This window comes from Streptomyces sp. NPDC087215 (genome assembly GCF_044744885.1).
Lineage (GTDB): Bacteria > Actinomycetota > Actinomycetes > Streptomycetales > Streptomycetaceae > Streptomyces.
Genome location: NZ_JBIUZD010000004.1, coordinates 190,189 through 211,057 on the forward strand (window position 1 = coordinate 190,189; position 20,869 = coordinate 211,057).

Consider the following 20,869-nt stretch of genomic DNA (forward strand, 5'->3'; position numbering starts at 1 on the left):
CCGGGCACGGTGCCCCGCCCCCCGCTCCCCCGGCTGCTACCGTCACCCTCGATACGTTCGTACGAGAGGTGGGCACGGTGGCACGGAGCAGCTCGGGATTCGTGGCCGGGCTCACGGCCACGGCCGTCGTCGCGGTCTGCTTCCTCGCCTACCAGGCGTCGGCGACCGCCCCCGCCGATGTGTCGGTGGCGCCCCGGGCGACCGGCCCGGCCAAGCCTTCGGCCACGCCGAGCGGCGGCCCGAAGCGCCCTTCGGGGAACTCGCTGGCCGTCCCCGCGCAGTCCGGCACCGGGGAGCGCGTGGTGTACGCGCTCGACGACCGCCGGGTGTGGCTGATCGACGAGAAGGGCAGGGCGTCCCGGACGTTCACGGTGATGCCGAGCACCGTGAACCCGCGGCCCGGCACCTACAGCGTGACGTCCCGCTCGGGCTCGGTGCCCGGTTCGGACGGGGTGCGGATCGAGCACGTGGTGCGGTTCGCGACGGTGCAGAACGTGACGATCGGCTTCAGCGCGGCGGTCGACGGCTCGACCCCGTCCCCGGACCCGTCGAAGAAGACCGGTGGCATCCGGATGCAGCGGGCCGACGGGGACGCGCTGTGGGCGTTCGCGGTGATCGGCGCGAAGATCGTCGTCGTCGCCTGACGCACGGCGGTGACGCCGTAGGGGCGGTGGCGCGACGCACGGCCGTCGCCCGTGGCGGCGCGCGATGCGCGGCCCGCGTGGAGCCGTGGCCCGGTTCACGCTTCCCGTACGGGTACGTCCGCGGTCTCCCCGCCCGGGGCTCCCCCGGCGCGCGGAGGTCAGGCCGCCCTGTGCCGCACGACCGGTTCCGGGTCCTCGCCGTGTCCTTCTCGCTCCGCCGTCGCGGGGCGGCGGGGCCGCTGGTCGGCCTCCGGCGGGGTCGAGAGCGCGCGGGCGGCCGCGCAGGACGCCAGCAGCACGCTCATCGGGACGTGGTTCGGGACGTGGTGGGCGGATTCCGCGCGCTTCGGCGTCGCCATACATGCCTCCCGTAGGTTAGGTACACCTAACCATCTCGTGCATCCATGTGACCACGGCGCGCACGGCCCACGCAACACCTTCCCGACACGTTGTCGGAATCTACGGACGCGGACGCCCCGGACGGCGGCCCCGGAGGCCGTTCCAGAACTCCGGCCGCCGTTCCCGGACCCCGGAACCCGGCCGCCGTTCCCGGACCCCGGAACCCGGCCGCCGTTCCCGGACCCCCGGTCAGAGCGCGTCCAGCTCCCCGCCGGACCAGCGCGCGCCGATCCCGCGCAGCTCGACCGTGCGCCGGTCGTCGTCCGTGTCTCCGGTGACCCGGTGGATCAGCAGGTGCAGCCGGTCGTCGGTCAGCTCCTCGACCTTGCCGTCGCCCCACTCGACCACCACCACCGACTCGGGCAGCGAGACGTCCAGGTCGAGGTCCTCCATCTCGTCCAGACCGCCGCCGAGCCGGTACGCGTCGACGTGCACCAGGGCCGGGCCGCCGACCAGCGACGGATGGACCCGGGCGATGACGAAGGTCGGCGAGGTCACGGCACCCCGCACCCCGAGGCCCTCGCCGAGCCCCCGGGTCAGGGTGGTCTTCCCGGCGCCCAGCTCACCGGTGAGCATGACGAGGTCACCGGGGCGGAGGATCTTCGCGAGGCGGCGGCCGAGGTCCCGCATCCGCTCGGGGGAGTCGACGGAGACGGTGGCGCCGGAGACGGGCGGGTGCGCTGCTTCCATACCCGCCAACCTAACCCCTGCCGGGGTCCGTCCCGGCCGTCTCCGCCCCGGGGGCGGCCCCGGCCCGTACCAGCAGGTCCGCGAGCCGGTCGGTGACCGCCTCCGGATGCTCCAGCATCACCAGGTGCCCCCCGTCCGGGACGATCACCAGCTCCGCGCCGGGCAGCACGGCGGCGATGGCCTCGGTGTGGGAACTGGGCGTCACCAGGTCGTGGTCGCCCGCGAGCGCCAGCACCGGCACCTCCGCCAGTACGGAGAGCGCGGCGGCCCGGTCGTGCTCGGCGAAGGCCGGGTAGAAGGCGGCGACCACGTCGATCGGGGTCGACTCGATCATCCGCTCGGCGAACCGGACCACCGCCGGGTCCACGTCCTTCGAGGCGAACGAGTACTTCTTGATCAGCCCCGCGAACAGGTCCGCGGTCGCCCGGCGGCCCCGCTCGACCAGCTCCGTCTGGGAACCGAGGGCCCGCAGCACCCCGGGCAGGACCCGGCGCACCGCGTTGACCCCGGCGATCGGCAGCCCGTACGACACCTCGCCGAGCTTCCCGGCCGAGGTCCCGACGAAGGCGACCCCGGCGACCCGGTCGCGGATCAGCTCCGGGTACCGCTCGGCGAGCGCCATCACCGTCATTCCGCCCATCGAGTGCCCGACCAGCACCAGCGGTCCCTCGGGCGCGGCGGCGTCCAGGACGGCCTTGAGGTCGCGGCCCAGCTGGTCGATGGTGACGGGCACCCCGTCGGGTCCGCCCTGGGAGACGCCGTGCCCGGAGCGGCCGTGCCCGCGCTGGTCCCAGTGGACGGTGCGGACGAGCCCGCGCAGCGCGGCCCGCTGGAAGTGCCAGGAGTCCTGGTTGAGGCAGTAGCCGTGGCTGAAGACCACGGTGACGGGCGCGGGCTCCCGGCGTCCGAAGAGCCGTCGGCGGCGGGCCGGCTCGGCGCCGTCCGCGACCTCCTCGACCTCGTAGTACAGGACGGTCGAGTCGTCGGCGAGCGCCCGGCCGGGAGTCCCCCGCAGCCCCCCGTACGGCCCGGCGGAGTCCAGGGCGAGCCGGGCCTTCTGCCGTACGGAACGCCCCACGGTGAGCCGTTCCACGGCCACCCCCGCGGCGGCGCCCGCCGCGAGCACGCCTATCGCGGCCCCGGCGAATCCGGCGCGCCGCCAGTGACCGGTGCTCCTCGACTCGCCCACGGGGCCCCTCTCATCCGCCCAGGTAGACGCGCGGGACGCGCGCCCCGATCCGGGTGACGATCTCGTACGCGATGGTGTCGGCGGCCACCGCCCAGTCCTCGGCGGTCGGCTCGCCGCCGTCGCCGGGCCCGAACAGGACGGCCTCGGTGCCCGGTGCGGGCGTGTCCCCGTCGAGGTCCACGACGAACTGGTCCATGGCGATCCGCCCGGCGACCGTGCGGCGGCGGCCGTCGACGAGGACCGGGCCCCGGCCGGAGGCGTTCCGGGGGACGCCGTCGGCGTAGCCCACCGGGACCAGGCCGAGGGTCGTCCCGGTGCCGGTGACGTAGTGGTGGCCGTAACTGACGCCGTGTCCGGCCGGGACCCGCTTCACCAGGGCGACGCTCGCCTTGAGCGACATCACGGGCCGCAGGCCGAAGTCGGCGGAAGTGCCCAGCTCGGGGCTGGGCGAGATGCCGTACACGGCGATGCCGGTGCGGACCAGGTCGAAGTGGGCCTCGGGGAGCGTGAGGGTGGCGGGCGAGTTGGCGATGTGCCGGACCTCGGGCCGCACCCCGGCCTTCTCCGCGTGGTCGAGCATCTCGCGGAAGACGTCGAGCTGTCCGGCGATCGAGGGGTGGTGGGGCTCGTCCGCGCAGGCGAAGTGCGACCAGAGGCCGGTGACCTTCACCAGGCCCTCGGCCTCCGCCTCCAGCGCCGCGCCGACCAGTTCGGGCCAGTCGGCGGGCTGGCAGCCGTTGCGCCCGAGACCGGTGTCGGCCTTGAGCTGGATCCTGGCCGTCCCGCCGGTCCTGCGGGCCGCCTCGACGACCTCCTCCAGGGCCCACAGGCCGCTCACCGCCATGTCGAGACCGGCCTCGATGCCCTGGTCCCAGGGGTCGCCGGGGGTCCAGAGCCAGCACATGACCGGAACGTCCGTGATCCCCGCCGCCCGCAGCGCGAGCGCCTCGTGGGGAGTGGCCGTGCCGAGCCAGTCGGCGCCCGCCTCCAGCGCGGCGCGGGCACAGCGCACCGCGCCGTGTCCGTACGCGTCGGCCTTGACCACGGCCATGATCCGGACGTGGGGGGCGACACGGGCGCGCAGCGTGCGGACGTTCGCACGCAGCGCGCCGAGGTCGATCTCGGCGCGGGCTCTGCGGGGCGGTGGTGTCTCAGTCATCGCGCCCAGTCTCTCAGGTGTCAGCCACCGGGCCGCTTCCCCCAGATGTAGACCCGGTCACCCTTGCGCAGCACGTCCCAGAGTTTCCCGGCGTCGCGGTAGGAGAGGTTGACGCAGCCACGGCTGCCGGCGGGCGTGGCGAGCTGCCCGTAGACGGCGTGGAAGGCCTGGCCGCCGCTGAAGAACTGGGAGTACGGCATGGGGGTGTCGTAGATGGAGGACCAGTGGTCCTTGTGGCGCCAGTAGACGGAGTGCCAGCCGGTGCGGGTGGCGTATCCGGGGCGCCCGGTGCGCACATTGACGACGGGGAAGGTGGTCTTCTTGCCCTTCCGGACCCACATGAGCTGCCGGTCGAGGTCCACGCAGGCCACGGCGTACTTCTTCACCGGGCAGCGGCGGCCGGGGTCCAGGCTCCTACGGGCGGCGAGGAGTTCGGCGCGGGCCCAGGTGACGGGGCCCGCGTACCCGTTGGCGGGTCTGATCCGCTCCTTGGTCTGGAAGGCGCGGACCGCCCGGCAGTCGGCCGCGGACTGCTTCCCGTCGACCCTCAGCTTGAGCAGCCGTTCGACCTGACGCTGGTACGGGCCCGTCGAGGCGGTGCAGGAGGCGGCGAGGGCGCTCCTCGGCAGGTACTCGACCGATTCGTCCACCTCGCGCTCCGGCGCGGGCACCGGCACCTCGGCCCCCGGCTGGAGCGGCGGCAGGGCCTGGTCGGGGGTGTCCATGGGGTACTCGGGCCGCCCCGCCCCTGCGACCCCCGGCACGAGCGGCTCGACGGCGCCGGGGGCGGGGGTGTCGGCGGGGGCCGTGGGCAGGGGAGCGGCGGGCGAGGCCACGGGGACGGGAGCGGGGCCCGGGTCCGGGGCCGTGGCATCGGCGAAGGCCCCGGTCCCGGGCAGGAGCAGGGCGACGAGCAGCAACGGCGCGAGACGCCTTCTCCAACTGATCACCCGGCCCACCCAATCCCGGGGGACACCGAGGAGCGCGCCGGAAGGGTCCCGTGGGGCACGGTTTCCCCCCGTGTGGCGGAGTGGGGAGGGGGAGGGGGAGGGGGACCGGGGCAGGGGCTACCGGCTACGGGCCGGGAGCCGGGGGCGGAGGCGGGAGGGGGGAGGCGGGGCCGGGGGCCAGGGCCGGGGCCTCGGAGCGAAGCCGCGGCCCCGGATTGCGGACCGGGACTGCGGACCGGGAGCCGGGCCGGAGGCGGGGCCGGTTGACCGGGCCAGAGGCCGGGCCGGGGCCCGGTGGCCGGACCGGACGCCGAGCCGGACCGGGGCACGATGACCGGGGCACGATGACCGGGGCACGATGACCGGGCCAGGCACCGGACCGGGACCCGCAAGGACCGTCGAGGCGCGCCGCGCCTCGACGCGCCCCCGCCCCCTCCGGCCCCCTCACTCCCCCGCCGTCACGTCCCGCCACGCGTCCGGCAGGGTGGCCGCGACCTCGCCCGCCGTCACCGGGGCGCGGTCGCGGGAGGCCCGGCGGGCCGCGAGGCCGTGCAGGTAGGCGGCGGCCGAGGCCGCGTCCAGGGGCTGCAGACCGGCCGCGAGGAGCGAGCCCGCGAGGCCGGAGAGGACGTCACCGCTGCCCGCCGTGGCCAGCCAGCCGGTCCCGGTGGGGTTGACCCGTACGGGGCCGCCCTCCGGTCCGCGCACCAGCGTCGTGGAGCCCTTGAGGAGCACCGTCGCGCCGAACCGCGCGGCGAGTTCCCGTACCGCCGCGAGGCGTCCCGCCTCGATCTCCTCCCGGGCCACGCCCAGCAGCGCCGCCGCCTCGCCCTCGTGCGGGGTGAGGAGCGTGGGGGCGCTGCGGGCCCGTACCAGAGCGGGGTCCAGGTCCCGCAGCCCGTCGGCGTCGACGAGCACCGGCACGTCGGAGGCGAGGACCTCCGCGGCTCCGGGCCCGTCGCCGAGTCCGGGCCCGACGACCCAGGCCTGGACCCGTCCGGCCCGGTCCGGCGGCCCGGCGTGGACCAGGGTCTCGGGATGCGCCGCGATCACCGCGTCGGCGGCCGGGCCGACGTACCGCACGGCGCCCGCGCCGCCGCGCAGCGCCGCCGTGACGGTGAGGACGGCCGCGCCCGGGTAGCGGGCGGACCCGGCGACGATCCCGAGGACCCCGCGCCGGTACTTGTCGGTCCCGGCGCCCGGTACGGGCAGCAGCCGGGCCACGTCCCGGTGCTGGAGCGCCTCCAGGTCGGGCACGCCGGGGAGTTCGTCGCCGAGCCCGATGTCGACGAGCCGCAGCGCGCCCGCGTACCCGCGCGCGGGGTCCACGAGGAGGCCGGGCTTGTAGGTGCCGAAGGTGACGGTGGCGTCGGCCCGCAGCGCCTCCCCCGCGACCTCCCCGGTGTCCGCGTCGACGCCGCTGGGCAGGTCGACGGCGACGACGACGGCGTCGGAGCCGCGCGCGGCACGGGCCACGGGCACGGCGTCCGGGCGGAGGCCGCCGCGCCCGCCGATGCCGGTGATGCCGTCGAGGACGAGGTCGGCGACGGCGAGCGGTTCGAAGGGGTCGTCGGCGACGCGGCCCCCGGCCGCGCGGAGGGCGGCGAGCCCGCCCTCGTGGGCGCGGGCGCCGAGGAGGACGGCGGTGACCCCGGCACCGCGCCGGGCGAGCCGGGCTCCGGCGTACAGGGCGTCGCCGCCGTTGTCGCCACCGCCGACGAGGAGGACGACCCGCGCCCCGTACACCCGTCCCCGGCCGAGGAGCGAGCAGCAGGCGGCGGCGAGTCCGGCGGCGGCCCGCGCCATGAGGGCGCCCTCCGGGAGTCGGGCCATGAGGGCGGCCTCGGCGGCCCGGACGGTCTCCACGCGGTGTGCGGTTCGCATACCGGCAGTCTGCCGCAGTCCTCAAGACCCTGCCCGGGGGCAAGGGTTGACGGACTTTCCTCGATCAACTTAGGTTTGCCTTACCTAAGTAAGCCTCTATCGGAAGGCCCGCTCCGCCATGCGCACCGTCACCCGTTCCGCCCTCACCCTCGCCTCCGCCGCGGCCCTCACCCTCGGCCTCGCCTCCACCGCGTCCGCCGCCACCGCGCAGCGCACCGTCACCGACGGCACCCGCACCTACACCCTCGCCCTCACGGCCCCGAACACCGCGGCGGCCACCGGCACCAACGTCACCGTCAGCGGCACCGGTTACAACCCCGACCAGGGCGTCTACGTGGGCCTCTGCGCGATACCCGCGGGGGTGAACACCGCCGATCCCAGCACCTGGAACAGCAAGCCCACCCCCTGCCTCGGCGGGCAGGACGAGACCGGCACCACCGGTGCCTCCCACTGGGTGAACAGCGACTGGTACTGGATGTCCCCGTCCAACTCCTCCCCGTTCACCGAGTCCGCCGGGCTGGGCTCCTTCTCCGTCCAGATCCACGTCAAGGCGAAGATCTCCGACACCGTCACCTGCGGAAAGGCGGGCGTGACCTGTGCGATCGTCACCCGCGCCGACCACTTCGACAGCTCCGACCGCAAGTACGACGTCTACGTGCCGGTGACCTTCCAGTGAGAACCGCCCTTCTGACGGCCGCCGCCGTGCTCGCCCTCACGGGCGCGGCGGCGGCCGGGGGCCCGGCCTCCGGCCCGGCTCCCGCCCCCGGTCCCGTGCACGAGACCGTCCGTACGATCGTCCCGCCGCTCGGCGCCGCCCTCGACGCCGAGGTCGATCCGGCCGCCGGGCGCCTCCATGTGAGCAGCAGCGACGGCGCCTCGCACCTCCTCACCACGTACGACACGGCCACCGGCGCCCGGATCGGGGACCCGGTCGGACTCCCGTCCCCGGCCACCGTGATGGCCCTCGGCGCCGACGGCGTCCTGTACCTCGGCCTGTCGACCCGCATCGCCGTCTACGACACCGCGCGCCGCACCCTCACCGACGACCGCATCCCGGTCGAGGGCAGCGTCTCGCTCCTCGCCGCGGACCCCGAGCAGGGGCGGCTGTACGTCGGGAACCAGGCGGCCAGGTCGGTCACGGTCCACGACACCGCGACCGGCGCGCCGGTCGGGCCCCCGGCCGTGCTCCCCTTCCACCCGGCGGGACTCGCCGTCGACACCGTCCGCCACACGGGGTACGCGACCTATGTCGGCGGCGCCGTCGAGAACGGGGCGGTCGTCTACCGGAACGTCCTGAACGCCGTGGACGGTGCCACCGGCCGCCTCACCGGCACCGTCAGCCTCGGCAGCACCGCCCTCGGCAGCATGGGCGTCACGGTCGACCCGGTCGGCCGCACGGGGTACGTGGCCCACCTCGCCGCCGGTACGGTCTCGGTCGTCGACCTGACGGACCTGCGGGTCACCGGGGGCATCACGGTCGGCGGCAACCCGAAGGCCCTGGCGTACGACCCGGGGACCTCGACCCTGTACGCGGCCAGGACCGGCGCCTCGTCCGTGGCGGTCGTGGACCCGGCCACCGGCACGGTCACGGAGACCGTCCCCACCGGCGAACGCCCCTCGGCCCTGGCCCTGGACCCGCGCGAGCACACGCTCTACACGGTGGCGGGCGGCGCGGTGACCCAGACCGTACGGAAGACCCCGACGCCGACGGAGGAACCCACCCCGACCCCTACGGAGCCGACCCCGACACCGACCCCGACCGAGGGCCCCACGGACCCGACCCCGACCGGCGGCCCGCCGGAGCCGACCCCGACCCCGACCGGCGGGCCCACGGGCCCGACCCCGACACCCACCGATCAGCCGACGACCCCGACGCCGACCGGCCCCACCCCGACCGGGGAGCCGACCCCCACCGGGCAGCCCACCGGCACCCCCGACCCGACCGTCACCCCCGGTACGCCGCCCGGCACGACCGGCCCCGACGACCCGCCCGGGACCGGCGGCTCCGGTGACTCCGGTGACTCCGGCGGCTCCACCGGCTCAGGCGGCTCAGGCCCCTCCACCAGCTCGGGCGGCGGTCTCGCCGCCACCGGCGGCCCCGCCCTGCCCGTCGCCCTCACCGCGGCGACCCTCGCCGCACTCGGTGCAGGCGCCCTCGTCCTGGCCCGTCGCGCCCGGACGGCCCGGAACTCCTGAGGCACGTACCGCACCCGGACCTACGAGGGCCCGGCCGTTCCGGGGGAACGGCCGGGCCCTCGTACGCACGCGCCCCGCTCAGCCCTCCGCGATCACCACCGCCGAAGCGACGCCCGCGTCATGGCTGAGGGATACGTGCCAGTGCCTCACGCCCAGTTCGGCGGCGCGGGCCGCCACCGTGCCCTTGACCCGCAGCCGGGGCTGGCCCGTGCCCTCGACGTACACCTCGGCGTCGGTCCAGTGCAGCCCCCCGGGCGCGCCGAGCGCCTTCGCCAGGGCCTCCTTCGCGGCGAACCGCACCGCGAGCGAGGCCGGTCCACGCCGTTCGCCGCTGGGCAGCAGCAGCTCCCGTTCGACGAAGAGGCGCTGGAGCAGCCCCGGCGTCCGTTCGATCGACGCGGCGAAGCGGTCGATCTCCGCCACGTCGATCCCCACCCCAATGATCATTTCCCACTCACTCCACGGTCACGGATTTGGCCAGGTTGCGCGGCTGGTCGACCTCGTTGCCCCGCGCGGTGGCGAGCTCGCAGGCGAAGACCTGGAGCGGCACGGTGGAGACCAGCGGCTGGAGCAGCGTAGGCGTGACGGGGACCCGGATGAGGTGGTCGGCGTACGGGACGACGGTCTCGTCGCCCTCCTCGGCAATGACGATCGTACGGGCGCCCCGGGCCCGGATCTCCTGGATGTTGGAGACGATCTTGTCGTGGAGGACCGAACGGCCCTTGGGCGAGGGGACCACGACGACGACCGGCAGGTCCTGCTCGATGAGGGCGATCGGCCCGTGCTTGAGCTCTCCGGCGGCGAAGCCCTCCGCGTGCATGTAGGCGAGTTCCTTGAGCTTCAGGGCGCCTTCGAGGGCGACCGGGTAGCCGACGTGACGGCCGAGGAAGAGCACGGTGTCCTTGTCGGCGAGGGAGCGGGCGAGGGCCCGGACCGGCTCCATGGTCTCCAGGACGCGCTCGACGTCGTCGCCGATGCGGGCCAGGTCGCGGACGACGGAGTCGATCTCGTCGCCCCACTGGGTGCCCCGGACCTGCCCGAGGTAGAGGGCGAGGAGGTAGCAGGCGACGAGCTGGGTGAGGAAGGCCTTGGTGGAGGCGACGGCGACCTCGGGCCCGGCGTGGGTGTAGAGGACGGCGTCGGACTCCCGGGGGATCGTCGAGCCGTTGGTGTTGCAGACGGCGAGGACCTTCGCGCCCTGCTCGCGGGCGTGCCGCAGGGCCATGAGGGTGTCCATGGTCTCGCCGGACTGGGAGATCGCGACGACCAGGGTGCGCTGGCCGAGGATGGGGTCGCGGTAGCGGAACTCGCTGGCCAGCTCGACCTCGCAGGGGATGCGGGTCCAGTGCTCGATGGCGTACTTGGCGATGAGCCCGGCGTGGAAGGCGGTGCCGCAGGCGATGATGACGATCTTGTCGGCCTCGCGCAGGACGCTGTCGGGGATGCGCACCTCGTCCAGGACGAGGCGCCCGTCGGAGCCGATCCGGCCGAGGAGGGTGTCGGCGACGGCCTTCGGCTGCTCGGCGATCTCCTTGAGCATGAAGTGGTCGTAGCCGCCCTTCTCGGCGGCGGAGGCGTCCCAGTCGACGTGGAAGGCGCGGACCTCGGCGGGCGCCCCGTCGAAGTCGGTGACGGTGACGCCGTCCCGGGTCAGCTCGACGACCTGGTCCTGGCCGAGTTCGACGGCCGAGCGGGTGTGGGCGATGAAGGCGGACACGTCGGAGGCGAGGAAGTTCTCGCCCTCCCCGACGCCGACGACGAGCGGCGAGTTCCGGCGGGCGCCGACGACCACGTCGGGCTGGTCGGCGTGCACGGCGACCAGGGTGAAGGCCCCTTCGAGGCGGCGGCACACCAGCCTCATGGCCTCGGCCAGGTCGCCCGCCGAGGAGAACTCCTCGGCGAGGAGGTGGGCCACGACCTCGGTGTCCGTCTCGGACGTCAGGTCGTGGCCGCGCTCGGTGAGTTCCTCGCGCAGGACGGCGAAGTTCTCGATGATGCCGTTGTGGACGACGGCGACGCGCCCCGCGTTGTCCAGATGGGGGTGCGCGTTGGCGTCGGTGGGGCCGCCGTGGGTGGCCCAGCGGGTGTGCCCGACACCCACGGAGCCGCCCGCCAGCGGCCGTTCGACGAGTTCCTTCTCCAGGTTGACGAGCTTGCCCGCCTTCTTGGCCGCGGCGAGCCCACCGTCGGAGAGCACCGCGACACCGGCCGAGTCGTAGCCCCGGTATTCGAGCCTCTTGAGGCCCGCGACCACCACATCAAGCGCCGACTGCCCGCCGACGTATCCCACGATTCCGCACATGTCGGAAGAGTAAGGCGCGAGATGCCCGGATGGCCGGACTCAGCCCAGCTTGGCCGCCTGCGCGTCGACCACGGCCTTCGGGGCCTCCTTGACGCCGCCGGGGGCGAGGCTGATCGAGGAGAAGGACGCCAGGGTGTTGCCCTTGCGGAAGACGACGAGCTTGCTGACGAACGGCTCGCCCTCCATGTCGGTGGTGACGGTGAGGGCGACCGACTCGTCCCCGGCGGTGACGCTGTCCGGGGCGACCTTGGAGATCTTCGTCTTCTCCTTGCCGTGGACGACCGAGAAGCCGCCCGCGCAGGCGGTCGCGGCGGTCTTCACCGAGGCGAAGGCGTCCTGGGCGCCCTGGCCCTCGTACGAGCCGAGGGTGACGGCGGTGACCTGGACGCCGAGACCGCCGAGGATCGCCTCCTCGGGAGAGGCCGACGCGTCCTTCTTGGGCTCGGCGAGCACCTTGCGCTGCGCCGACGCGGCGGGCGCGCCGGGCGAGACGAAGGACATCGCGTGGGCGATCGGCGTGCAGTCGGCCTTGTCCGCGCTGACCTGGGCGGCCGGTACGACGTCCTCGGCACCGGCCTTCTGCACCTTGTGGCCCTTGAGGTCGGCCTGCGTCACGATCAGCTTGTCCAGCTCGGCGGCGGAGAGGGCCTTGGCCGCCGGGGCGCTCGTCGCGGTGGCGGCCGGGGTCTCCTTGACGGTGGTCCCGCCCTTGCCCGAGTCGGTCTTCTCCCCGCCGCACGCGCTGACGAGCAGCGCGAGGGAGACGGCGGTGGCGGCGACGGCGGCGTTTCTCATGGGCGTACGCATCTGCGGTGACTCTTCTCTTCGTGGTCTCGTCACGCCGCCGAACGGCGGCTCCCCCCCCGCGTGAAGAAGTCGGCACCCACGCGGAACCGTCAAAGGATCACCCGGGTGGCGGGGCGCGGGCAAATCGATTTGGCGCGTGACCCGCCTCACTCCGGCGTGACCCACTCCACCCTCGCGGGACCTCCCGCACCCCCGCTCAGCCGGGACAATGGCGGGGTGATCACTTCGCCGCCACGGAGCTCCCACGGGGCGAGCCCCTACGTCGACCTCACCCGGGCCGAGTGGAGCGCTCTGCGCGACAAGACCCCGCTGCCGCTGACCGCCGAGGAGGTCGAGCGGCTGCGCGGGCTCGGGGACGTCATCGACCTCGACGAGGTGCGGGACGTCTACCTTCCGCTGTCGCGGCTGCTCAATCTGTACGTGCAGGCCACCAGCGGGCTGCGGGGCGCCCTGAACACCTTCCTCGGCGAGACCGCCGAGCAGCACGGCACGCCGTTCGTCATAGGGGTCGCCGGTTCGGTCGCGGTCGGCAAGTCGACGGTCTCCCGGCTCCTGCAGGCCCTCCTCGCCCGCTGGCCGGAGCACCCCCGGGTGGAGCTGGTCACCACGGACGCCTTCCTGTACCCGATGGCCGAGCTGAAGGCGCGCGGCCTGATGTCCCGCAAGGGCTTCCCCGAGTCGTACGACCGCCGGGCGCTGACCCGGTTCGTCGCGGACATCAAGGCGGGCAAGCCGGAGGTCTCCGCCCCGGTGTACTCCCACCTGATCTACGACCGGGTGCCCGGCGAACGCCTGGTGGTCCGCCGCCCCGACATCCTGATCGTGGAGGGGCTGAACGTCCTCCAGCCCGCCCTGCCCGGCCAGGACGGCAGGACCAGGGTCGGGCTCGCCGACTACTTCGACTTCTCGGTGTACGTGGACGCCCGCCCCGAGGACATCGAACGCTGGTACCTCAACCGCTTCCGGAAGCTGCGCGACACCGCGTTCCAGAACCCGTCCTCGTACTTCCAGCGGTACACCCGGGTCTCCGAGGAGGAGGCGCTCGACTACGCCCGCACCATGTGGCGGACCATCAACAAGGTCAACCTGCTGGAGAACGTGGCCCCGACGCGCGGCCGGGCGACGCTCGTGGTCCGCAAGGGCCCCGACCACAAGGTGCAGCGGCTGAGCCTGCGCAAGCTCTGACGCCCCGGGCCCGTGGGCCCGGGGGCCCCGTCGGGCGCCCCGGGCTCCGTAAGCTCGGGACATGCTGCATCTGCGGATGATCGTCCCGCCCGACCGGACCGCTTCGGCGGTCGACCTGATCGAGTCCACGGTCGGCACCACCCATCTGGTGGTGCTGCCCGGGGCCGCCCGGGACCCCGTCGGCGACCTGGTCCTGTGCGACGCGGCCCGCGAGTCGGCCGACGAACTGCTGCACGGGCTGCGCGGGATGAGGATCGATCAGGACGGGTCGATCGCGGTGGAGAACATCGACCTGTCGATGTCCACCCGCGCGGACACCGCCGAGGAGGAGGCTCCGGGCGAGGGCGCGGACGCCGTGATCTGGGAGCAGCTCGCGGAGTCGACCCACGAGGAGTCGACGCTCTCCTTCACGTACCTCTCGTTCATGGCCCTGGCGACGATGATCGCGGCCTGCGGTGTCGTCCTGGACAACGCGATCCTGATGGTGGGCGCCATGGCGGTCGGACCGGAGTTCGGCCCGCTCGCCGGGGTGTGCACGGCGATCGTGCAGCGGGCGCCGAGGCTGGCGGTCCGCTCGCTGACCGCGCTCCTCGTCGGCTTCGCCTCGGCGATCCTGGTGACGACCGCGTTCAGTCTGCTGATGGACCAGCTGAACCTGTTCGGGAAGGAGATGCTGGACGGGCCGCGTCCGCAGACCGGCTTCATCTGGCAGCCGGACGCGTTCTCGTTCGTGGTGGCGCTCCTCGCGGGCGCGGCGGGCACCCTCTCGCTGACCTCGTCGAAGTCGGGCGCGCTGGTGGGCGTGGCGATCTCGGTGACCACGATCCCGGCGGCGGCGAACGCGGCGGTCGCCCTCGGCTACGGCGAGTTCGCCCAGATGGCCGGTTCGATCGGACAGCTGCTGCTCAATCTGCTGGGCATCCTGCTCGCGGGCACGGCGACCCTGCTCGTCCAGAAGACGCTGTGGCGGAAGCTGCGCGGCCGGTTCTCCCGGCGCCCGCGCAGGGGCTGAGGCCGGGCGTTCCCGGGAGGCCCGCCCGCCCCGGGGCCCTTACGCGAGAAGGCCCGCACGCGAGGAGACCCGCACGCGAGGAGGCCCCGCCGCGCCGGAAGTCCGGTGCGGCGGGGCCTCCCGCCGTATGACGGCGCCTCGGAAAGGCTCGCTCCGGAGGAGGCGGCCTAGCCCAGCGCCGACTTCACGGCGTCCGCGAGGCGCTCCGCGACCGCGCGGGCCTGCTCGATGTCGGCGGCCTCGACCATGACGCGGACCAGCGGCTCGGTGCCGGAGGGGCGCAGCAGGACACGGCCGGTGGAGCCCAGCTCCTGCTCGGCGGCGATGACGGCGGCGGCCAGGTCGCCGGAGGTCTTCACCCGGGACTTGTCGACGTCGGGGACGTTGATGAGGATCTGCGGCAGCCGCTCCATCACGCCCGCGAGCTCGGCGAGGGACTTCCCGGTGGCGGCAACGCGCGCGGCCAGCATCAGACCGGTGAGGGTGCCGTCGCCGGTGGTGGCGTGGTCGAGGACGATGACGTGCCCGGACTGCTCGCCGCCGAGCGCGTAGCCGTGCTCCTTCATGGACTCCAGGACGTACCGGTCGCCGACCGCGGTCTGGACGAGGTTCAGGCCCTCGGCCTCCATGGCCAGCTTGAAGCCCAGGTTGGACATGACGGTCGCGACGACGGTGTCGCCCCGGAGCGTCCCGGCCTCGCGCATGGCGAGGGCGAGCACGGCGAGGATCTGGTCGCCGTCGATCTCGTTGCCCCCGGCGTCCACGGCCAGGCAGCGGTCGGCGTCGCCGTCGTGGGCGATGCCCAGGTCGGCGCCGTGCTCGACGACGGCGGCGCGGAGCAGTTCCAGGTGGGTGGAGCCGCAGCCGTCGTTGATGTTGAGGCCGTCGGGGCGGGCGCCGATGGTGACGACCTCGGCACCGGCCCGGGAGAAGGCTTCGGGCGAGACGCGGGCGGCGGCGCCGTGGGCCTCGTCGAGCACGACCTTGAGGCCGTCGAGACGGTTGGGGAGGACGGCGATGAGGTGGGCGACGTAGGTGTCGAAGCCCTCGTCGTAGTCGCGGACGCGGCCGACACCGGCACCGGTCGGGCGCTCCCACGGGGCACCGGTGCGGTGCTCCTCGTAGACGGCCTCGATCCCGTCCTCCAGCTCGTCGGCGAGCTTGTGGCCGCCGCGCGCGAAGAACTTGATGCCGTTGTCGGGCATGGCGTTGTGGCTGGCGGAGAGCATCACGCCGAGGTCGGCGCCGAGGACGCCGGTGAGGTGGGCGACGGCGGGGGTGGGCAGCACCCCGACGCGGAGGACGTCGACGCCCGCGCTGGCCAGCCCGGCCACCACGGCGGCTTCGAGGAACTCTCCGGACGCGCGGGGGTCACGCCCGACCACCGCGGTCGGCCGATGGCCCGCGAAGGTGCCCGCCTCGGCGAGTACGTGCGCCGCCGCGACGGACAGGCCGAGCGCGAGCTCCGCCGTCAGGTCCGCGTTGGCCAGACCGCGCACGCCGTCCGTGCCGAAGAGTCGTCCCACAGCTGTCCTCCGAAAGTACGTGCCCGAGCTGGATGCGAGAGATGGTGAAAAAAACGTACGCCCCGACGGCACGGACAGTGCCGCCGGGGCGTACGAGATGCAGACCGAGCAGGCGATTAGCGCTTGCTGTACTGCGGGGCCTTACGGGCCTTCTTGAGACCGGCCTTCTTGCGCTCGACCGCACGGTCGTCGCGGGAGAGGAAGCCGGCCTTCTTCAGCGCCGGGCGGTTGTTCTCGACGTCCGCCTCGTTCAGCGCACGGGCCACACCGAGGCGCAGGGCGCCGGCCTGACCGGAGACACCGCCACCCGCGATGCGGGCGATGACGTCGTAGCGGTTGTCGAGCTCGAGCACCTTGAAGGGCTCGTTGACTTCCTGCTGGTGCACCTTGTTGGGGAAGTAGTCCTCAAGGGTGCGACCGTTGATCTTCCACTTGCCGGTGCCCGGAACGATCCGGACGCGGGCGATGGCGTTCTTGCGACGGCCCAGGCCGGCGGCCGGCTGCGGGTCGCCGAAGCGGGACGCGAGCGACTCGGAGGTGTACTCACCCTCGACGAGCTCGGTCTCGGTGGTGTACTCCTCAACGCCCTCGAACTCGTCGACGGGGGTCTCGGGGGTGGTCTCGGCCACGATGCTCCTCAGATTTCTTTCGTTCTTAGGGGGTGGCCGGAACTACTGCGCGACCTGGGTGATCTCGAACGGGACCGGCTGCTGCGCAGCGTGCGGGTGGTTCTCGCCCGCGTAGACCTTCAGCTTCGAGATCATCTGACGGCCCAGGGTGTTCTTGGGGATCATGCCCTTGATGGCCTTCTCGACGGCCTTCTCGGGGTTCTTGGACAGCAGCTCGTCGTAACGGACGGAGCGCAGACCACCCGGGAAGCCGGAGTGGCGGTACGCCAGCTTCTGGGTCTTCTTGTTGCCCGAGAGGTGGACCTTGTCAGCGTTGATGATGATGACGAAGTCGCCCATGTCCATGTGGGGGGCGTAGATCGGCTTGTGCTTGCCTCGGAGGAGGTTCGCAGCCGTGGTCGCCAGACGGCCCAGGACGATGTCCTGCGCGTCGATGATGTGCCACTGGCGAGTGACATCGCCGGGCTTGGGGCTGTACGTACGCACTTCGTAGCCTTCGCTTCTTCAGTGGATGGAGTCCAGACACACCTGAAGCGATCATGCAGCTTGGGCCTGCACTGCCGGGACACCGCCCGTATGCGAGCCACTGGTAACTGCTCCAGGGAACCTGCGCAAGGGCCTTTCGTACGAGAACGACGAAGCCAATACGCATAACAAACCGCAACACTACCCGCGCCACCCCGGACGGGTCAAAACGCGCCGGGCCTACCGCGCCCGCTCCACCCGCCGCTCGTCCCACACCGGCTCCGTGGTCTCCCGCACCACGCCGTCCGAACCGAAGACCAGGTACCGGTCGAACGACTTGGCGAACCAGCGGTCGTGGGTGACCGCGAGGACCGTGCCCTCGTACGCCTCCAGACCGTCCTGGAGTGCTTCCGCCGACTCCAGGTCCAGGTTGTCCGTCGGCTCGTCGAGCAGCAGCGCCGTCGTCCCCGCCAGCTCCAGGAGCAGGATCTGGAACCGGGCCTGCTGCCCGCCGGACAGCTTGTCGAACGACTGGTCGCCCTGCCGCTCCAGCTCGTACCGGCGCAGCATCGACATCGCCCCGCCCCGGTCCTTGGCGTGCTCCGTCCACAGGATGTCCACCAGCGGGCGCCCGGTCAGCTCCGGATGCGCGTGGGTCTGCGCGAAGTGCCCGGGGACGACCCGCGCCCCCAGCTTCCAGGCGCCCGTGTGCGCGACCGACGGGTCCCCGGCCAGCAGCCGCAGGAAGTGCGACTTGCCCGACCCGTTCGAGCCCAGGACGGCGACCCGCTCCCCGTAGAAGACCTCCAGCGAGAAGGGCTTCATCAGCCCCGTCAGCTCAAGGTTCTCGCAGGTCACAGCGCGTACACCGGTACGTCCGCCGCGCAGCCGCATCCGGATGTCCTGCTCGCGCGGCGGCTCGGGCGGCGGCCCCGCCTCCTCGAACTTCCGCAGCCGCGTCTGCGCCGCCGCGTACCGCGAGGCCAGCTCATGGCTGATCGCCGCCGCCTGCCGGAGGGTGACGACCAGCTTCTTCAGCTGGGCGTGCTTCTCCTCCCAGCGCCGCTTCAGCTCCTCGAAGCGGGCGAACCGCTCCCGCCGCGCCTCGTGGAAGGTGTCGAAGCCACCGCCGTGCACCCACACGTCCGAGCCCGCGGGCCCCGGCTCCACCGCGATGATCTTCTGCGCGCCCCGGGAGAGCAGCTCCCGGTCGTGCGAGATGAACAGGACGGTCTTGCGGGTCTCCCGCAGCCGCTCCTCCAGCCACCGCTTGCCGGGCACGTCCAGATAGTTGTCCGGCTCGTCCAGGAGCAGCACCTCGTCGGAGCCGCGCAGCAGCGACTCCAGGACCAGCCGCTTCTGCTCACCGCCGGACAAGGTCCTGACCTGCCGGAACTGCGCCTTCTCGTACGGCATCCCGAGCGCGGCCACGGTGCAGATGTCCCAGAGGGTCTCGGCCTCGTACCCCTGCACCTCGGCCCAGTCCGCGAGGGCCTGCGCGTACTTCATCTGCGCGGCCTCGTCGTCGACCGTCATGATCAGGTGCTCGGCCTCGTCCACGGCCGCCGCGGCCTCCCGGATGCGCGGGTGCGCCACCGAGACCAGCAGGTCACGGACGGTCGACTCGTCCCGTACGGAGCCCACGAACTGCGGCATCACACCGAGCCCGCCGCTGACCTTGACGGAACCGCCGTGCGGCTGGAGGTCCCCGGCGATCAGCCTCAGCAGGGTGGTCTTCCCGGCGCCGTTGGCGCCGACCAGGGCGACGACGGCCCCTTCGCCCACCCGGAAGGAGGCGTCCCCGAGCAGGACCCTCCCGTCGGGAAGGTAGTACTCCAGATGCGCGGCCTCGACATGTCCCATGAGGTGCATTGTCGCCGCCCGCCCGGCCCCGGCCCAACCGGTTTAGGATGCGCGGCATGAGCTTTGGGGGACCGCAGTGGCCGCAGGAGCCGCCGCAGGGGCAGCAGGGGCAGGGGTACGGGCAGCAGCCGCAGGGGCAGCCGGGGTACGGCCGGCAGCCGGGATACGGCGGACAGCCCGGCCCCGGACAGCCCCCGCCGGGACCGTACGGGCAGCAGGGCCACGGACAGGGCCCCGGCCCCGAGCCCTTCCCCGGCGCCCCGGGCGGCGGGACCGGGACCCCCGACTGGGGCGCCCTCGCCGACGCCTCCGCCTCCCGTGACCGGCGCAGGCGCTGGCTGGTGATCGGCGGCGGCGCGGTCGCCGCACTGGCCGTCGGCGCGATCGTCGCGACCGCCGTGGTCGCCACCGGCAAGAAGAACGACGGGGCCGGGAACGGCGGGGGCCCCACCGGCACGGCCGCCCCCACCGGCTCCCCCACCCCCGAGCCGACCTTCTCCTCGGTGGCGCCGCCGCCCCCGCCGAACCCGAAGGACTACATCTCCGACCCGAAGAAGGACAAGGCCCCGCTGACCACCGAGGGCCTCTTCCCGGGCAAGAAGCTGACCATGGACAAGCGCCCCTACACGAAGGGAGCGACCGCCGCCACGACCGACTGCGCGGCCGTCACCCAGGGCACCCTCGGCGCCCTCCTCAAGGCCAACGGCTGTCGGCGGGTGCTGCGCGCCACCTACGTCAAGGACGGCGTGGCGATCACCGTCGGCGTGGCCGTCCTGCCCTCCGAGACCGCGGCCCTCAAGGTGAAGAACCAGGCCAAGGGCGGCATCGCCCCCCTGGCGGGCGCGGGCGTCGGCGACTTCTGCCACGGCACGATCTGCCTCCGCCGGGCGAACGCGATCGGCCGCTACGCCTACTTCACCCAGGCCGGATTCACCGACGGCAGGAAGGTCACCACCGCCGACGCACCGGTCTTCCAGGCCAGCGACGACCTCGGCACCTTCGCCTTCAACCAGATCTACGCCCACGGCCGCGCCCAGGCCCGCGCGGCGGCCCGGACCCCGGCCCCGTAGCCCGCGCCGGGCGGGGGGCTCGGGCCGGGACCGCCCCGTGCTCAGCAGCAGCCCGCGCCGGGCAGGGTGCGCTTGTTGCGGGCCTCCCGGTTGCGGGCGGCCAGCAGCTCGTCCGCCGGGTAGCCGACCTCTTCGAGGGTGAGCCCGTGGGGCCGTACGACGTGCACGGCCGAGTCCCGGACACCGGCCGCGAGGACCTTGCCGGGCCAGTCGGCCGACCGGTGCCCGTCGCCGACGAACAGCAGGGCGCCGACCAGCGAGCGGACCATGTTGTGGCAGAAGGCGTCGGCCTTCACGGTGGCTTCGAGCACCCCGTCGGCCCGCCGCTCCCAGCGCAGCTCCTGGAGGGTGCGGATGGTGGTGGCGCCCTCGCGGCGCTTGCAGTACGCGGCGAAGTCGTGCTCGCCGACGAGCGCGGCGGCGGCCTCGTTCATGGCGTCCATGTCGAGGGCCCAGTCGTGCCACAGGACGTGTCCGCGGAGCAGCGGGTCCACCCCGCCCGGGTCGTCGGTGACGCGGTAGGCGTAGCGGCGCCAGATCGCGGAGAACCGCGCGTTGAACCCGCTGGGGGCCTCGGTGAGGGACCAGATCCTGACGTCGTGGGAGAGCCGCCCGGCGAGCCGCCTGAGCAGCTTGTCCCGGTGCTCGGCCCACACCTCGACGGGAAGATCGACATGGGCGACCTGCCCGCGCGCGTGCACCCCGGAGTCGGTCCGGCCGGCCACGGTCAGCTCGTACGTCTCCTTGGCGCGGGTCACGGTCCGCAGGGCGTCCTCGATGTCGCCCTGCACCGTCCGCCGCCCCTGCGCCTGCTTGGCCCAGCCGGAGAAGTCCTTGCCGTCGTACGACAGGTCGAGCCGCACCCGTACGTAACCGTCCTGCACGTCATCGCTCACGCG

At 73.5% G+C, this 20,869-nt stretch carries 20 protein-coding genes; 6 read left to right on the forward strand and 14 right to left on the reverse strand.

What is annotated here, in order from left to right; all coding sequences use genetic code 11:
• Positions 1 to 77 precede the first annotated feature (77 nt).
• A complete protein-coding gene (locus ACIO92_RS13625; RefSeq protein ID WP_402281316.1) occupies positions 78 to 644 on the forward strand; it encodes a hypothetical protein in 567 nt (188 codons plus the stop codon).
• Between the two features lie 158 nt (positions 645 to 802).
• Here the strand turns inward: ACIO92_RS13625 and ACIO92_RS13630 are convergent, their stop codons facing one another.
• From ACIO92_RS13630 to ACIO92_RS13655, 6 genes are all read right to left on the reverse strand, one after another.
• On the reverse strand, positions 803 to 1,003 hold the full coding sequence (locus ACIO92_RS13630) for a hypothetical protein (RefSeq protein WP_366439632.1): 201 nt from the start codon (positions 1,001 to 1,003) through the stop codon (positions 803 to 805).
• A gap of 229 nt (positions 1,004 to 1,232) precedes the next feature.
• Positions 1,233 to 1,733: a tRNA (adenosine(37)-N6)-threonylcarbamoyltransferase complex ATPase subunit type 1 TsaE gene (gene tsaE, locus ACIO92_RS13635; RefSeq protein ID WP_366439633.1), complete on the reverse strand. Its 501-nt coding sequence runs from the start codon at positions 1,731 to 1,733 to the stop codon at positions 1,233 to 1,235.
• A gap of 10 nt (positions 1,734 to 1,743) precedes the next feature.
• Positions 1,744 to 2,922: an alpha/beta hydrolase gene (locus ACIO92_RS13640; RefSeq protein ID WP_366439634.1), complete on the reverse strand. Its 1,179-nt coding sequence runs from the start codon at positions 2,920 to 2,922 to the stop codon at positions 1,744 to 1,746.
• A 10-nt stretch (positions 2,923 to 2,932) separates the two neighbouring features.
• A complete protein-coding gene (gene alr, locus ACIO92_RS13645) occupies positions 2,933 to 4,081 on the reverse strand; it encodes an alanine racemase (RefSeq protein WP_366439635.1) in 1,149 nt (382 codons plus the stop codon).
• 20 nt (positions 4,082 to 4,101) lie between these two features.
• Positions 4,102 to 4,917 (reverse strand): L,D-transpeptidase family protein, encoded by an 816-nt coding sequence (locus ACIO92_RS13650; protein WP_402281570.1) that lies wholly within the window; start codon positions 4,915 to 4,917, stop codon positions 4,102 to 4,104.
• Between the two features lie 558 nt (positions 4,918 to 5,475).
• Positions 5,476 to 6,915: an NAD(P)H-hydrate dehydratase gene (locus ACIO92_RS13655; protein ID WP_402281319.1), complete on the reverse strand. Its 1,440-nt coding sequence runs from the start codon at positions 6,913 to 6,915 to the stop codon at positions 5,476 to 5,478.
• Positions 6,916 to 7,033: 118 nt separating this feature from the next.
• Between ACIO92_RS13655 and ACIO92_RS13660 the strand changes: the two genes are divergently transcribed.
• Positions 7,034 to 7,591, forward strand: coding sequence for a hypothetical protein (locus tag ACIO92_RS13660; protein WP_401236715.1), 558 nt, complete (start codon positions 7,034 to 7,036; stop codon positions 7,589 to 7,591).
• On the forward strand, positions 7,588 to 9,111 hold the full coding sequence (locus tag ACIO92_RS13665) for a YncE family protein (RefSeq protein WP_402281321.1): 1,524 nt from the start codon (positions 7,588 to 7,590) through the stop codon (positions 9,109 to 9,111). The genes ACIO92_RS13660 and ACIO92_RS13665 overlap by 4 nt, the downstream gene beginning before the upstream one ends.
• A 78-nt stretch (positions 9,112 to 9,189) precedes the next feature.
• On the opposite strand, the gene ACIO92_RS13670 is transcribed toward ACIO92_RS13665, so the two are convergent.
• From ACIO92_RS13670 to ACIO92_RS13680, 3 genes are read right to left on the reverse strand one after another with little or no spacing between them, the layout of a single operon-like run.
• Positions 9,190 to 9,558 (reverse strand): holo-ACP synthase, encoded by a 369-nt coding sequence (locus tag ACIO92_RS13670; RefSeq protein WP_366439640.1) that lies wholly within the window; start codon positions 9,556 to 9,558, stop codon positions 9,190 to 9,192.
• Positions 9,559 to 9,565: 7 nt separating this feature from the next.
• Positions 9,566 to 11,413, reverse strand: a complete 1,848-nt coding sequence (gene glmS / locus ACIO92_RS13675; protein WP_366439641.1) for a glutamine--fructose-6-phosphate transaminase (isomerizing) — start codon at positions 11,411 to 11,413, stop codon at positions 9,566 to 9,568.
• A 39-nt stretch (positions 11,414 to 11,452) separates the two neighbouring features.
• Entirely contained in the window at positions 11,453 to 12,208 is a 756-nt protein-coding gene (locus ACIO92_RS13680; protein ID WP_366439642.1) for a hypothetical protein, read from the reverse strand.
• Positions 12,209 to 12,436: 228 nt separating this feature from the next.
• On the opposite strand from ACIO92_RS13680, the gene coaA reads away from it, so the two are divergent.
• Positions 12,437 to 13,405 (forward strand): type I pantothenate kinase, encoded by a 969-nt coding sequence (gene coaA, locus ACIO92_RS13685; RefSeq protein WP_366439643.1) that lies wholly within the window; start codon positions 12,437 to 12,439, stop codon positions 13,403 to 13,405.
• Positions 13,406 to 13,466: 61 nt separating this feature from the next.
• Complete coding sequence (locus tag ACIO92_RS13690; protein WP_366439644.1) at positions 13,467 to 14,417, forward strand: DUF389 domain-containing protein; 951 nt, start codon at positions 13,467 to 13,469, stop codon at positions 14,415 to 14,417.
• Positions 14,418 to 14,584: 167 nt separating this feature from the next.
• Here ACIO92_RS13690 and glmM read toward each other — a convergent pair whose 3' ends face one another.
• The 4 genes from glmM to ACIO92_RS13710 all read right to left on the reverse strand — a co-directional run bounded on the left by glmM (position 14,585) and on the right by ACIO92_RS13710 (position 18,900).
• Positions 14,585 to 15,943: a phosphoglucosamine mutase gene (gene glmM / locus ACIO92_RS13695; RefSeq protein WP_366439645.1), complete on the reverse strand. Its 1,359-nt coding sequence runs from the start codon at positions 15,941 to 15,943 to the stop codon at positions 14,585 to 14,587.
• A gap of 116 nt (positions 15,944 to 16,059) precedes the next feature.
• The gene (gene rpsI / locus ACIO92_RS13700) at positions 16,060 to 16,572 is read right to left on the reverse strand and encodes a 30S ribosomal protein S9 (RefSeq protein ID WP_015035601.1); all 513 of its coding nucleotides are present in this window, start codon (positions 16,570 to 16,572) and stop codon (positions 16,060 to 16,062) included.
• A gap of 42 nt (positions 16,573 to 16,614) precedes the next feature.
• Entirely contained in the window at positions 16,615 to 17,058 is a 444-nt protein-coding gene (rplM, locus tag ACIO92_RS13705) for a 50S ribosomal protein L13 (protein ID WP_327163733.1), read from the reverse strand.
• A 219-nt stretch (positions 17,059 to 17,277) separates the two neighbouring features.
• Positions 17,278 to 18,900 (reverse strand): ATP-binding cassette domain-containing protein, encoded by a 1,623-nt coding sequence (locus tag ACIO92_RS13710; RefSeq protein ID WP_366439646.1) that lies wholly within the window; start codon positions 18,898 to 18,900, stop codon positions 17,278 to 17,280.
• A 56-nt stretch (positions 18,901 to 18,956) separates the two neighbouring features.
• On the opposite strand from ACIO92_RS13710, the gene ACIO92_RS13715 reads away from it, so the two are divergent.
• A complete protein-coding gene (locus ACIO92_RS13715; protein WP_402281326.1) occupies positions 18,957 to 19,970 on the forward strand; it encodes a hypothetical protein in 1,014 nt (337 codons plus the stop codon).
• A gap of 41 nt (positions 19,971 to 20,011) precedes the next feature.
• On the opposite strand, the gene truA is transcribed toward ACIO92_RS13715, so the two are convergent.
• A complete protein-coding gene (gene truA, locus ACIO92_RS13720; RefSeq protein ID WP_401236706.1) occupies positions 20,012 to 20,866 on the reverse strand; it encodes a tRNA pseudouridine(38-40) synthase TruA in 855 nt (284 codons plus the stop codon).
• Between the last annotated feature and the right edge of the window lie 3 nt (positions 20,867 to 20,869).

Bases quoted from the DNA above. Each gene is read 5' to 3' on its own strand.
- ACIO92_RS13710 (WP_366439646.1), bottom strand. From the start codon at position 18,900: ATGGGACATGTCGAGGCCGCGCATCTGGAGTACTACCTTCCCGACGGG.
- alr (WP_366439635.1), bottom strand. From the start codon at position 4,081: ATGACTGAGACACCACCGCCCCGCAGAGCCCGCGCCGAGATCGACCTC.
- ACIO92_RS13660 (WP_401236715.1), top strand. From the start codon at position 7,034: ATGCGCACCGTCACCCGTTCCGCCCTCACCCTCGCCTCCGCCGCGGCC.
- tsaE (WP_366439633.1), bottom strand. From the start codon at position 1,733: ATGGAAGCAGCGCACCCGCCCGTCTCCGGCGCCACCGTCTCCGTCGAC.
- ACIO92_RS13680 (WP_366439642.1), bottom strand. From the start codon at position 12,208: ATGAGAAACGCCGCCGTCGCCGCCACCGCCGTCTCCCTCGCGCTGCTC.
- glmS (WP_366439641.1), bottom strand. From the start codon at position 11,413: ATGTGCGGAATCGTGGGATACGTCGGCGGGCAGTCGGCGCTTGATGTG.
- ACIO92_RS13655 (WP_402281319.1), bottom strand. From the start codon at position 6,915: ATGCGAACCGCACACCGCGTGGAGACCGTCCGGGCCGCCGAGGCCGCC.
- ACIO92_RS13630 (WP_366439632.1), bottom strand. From the start codon at position 1,003: ATGGCGACGCCGAAGCGCGCGGAATCCGCCCACCACGTCCCGAACCAC.
- ACIO92_RS13670 (WP_366439640.1), bottom strand. From the start codon at position 9,558: ATGATCATTGGGGTGGGGATCGACGTGGCGGAGATCGACCGCTTCGCC.
- ACIO92_RS13715 (WP_402281326.1), top strand. From the start codon at position 18,957: ATGAGCTTTGGGGGACCGCAGTGGCCGCAGGAGCCGCCGCAGGGGCAG.
- ACIO92_RS13690 (WP_366439644.1), top strand. From the start codon at position 13,467: ATGCTGCATCTGCGGATGATCGTCCCGCCCGACCGGACCGCTTCGGCG.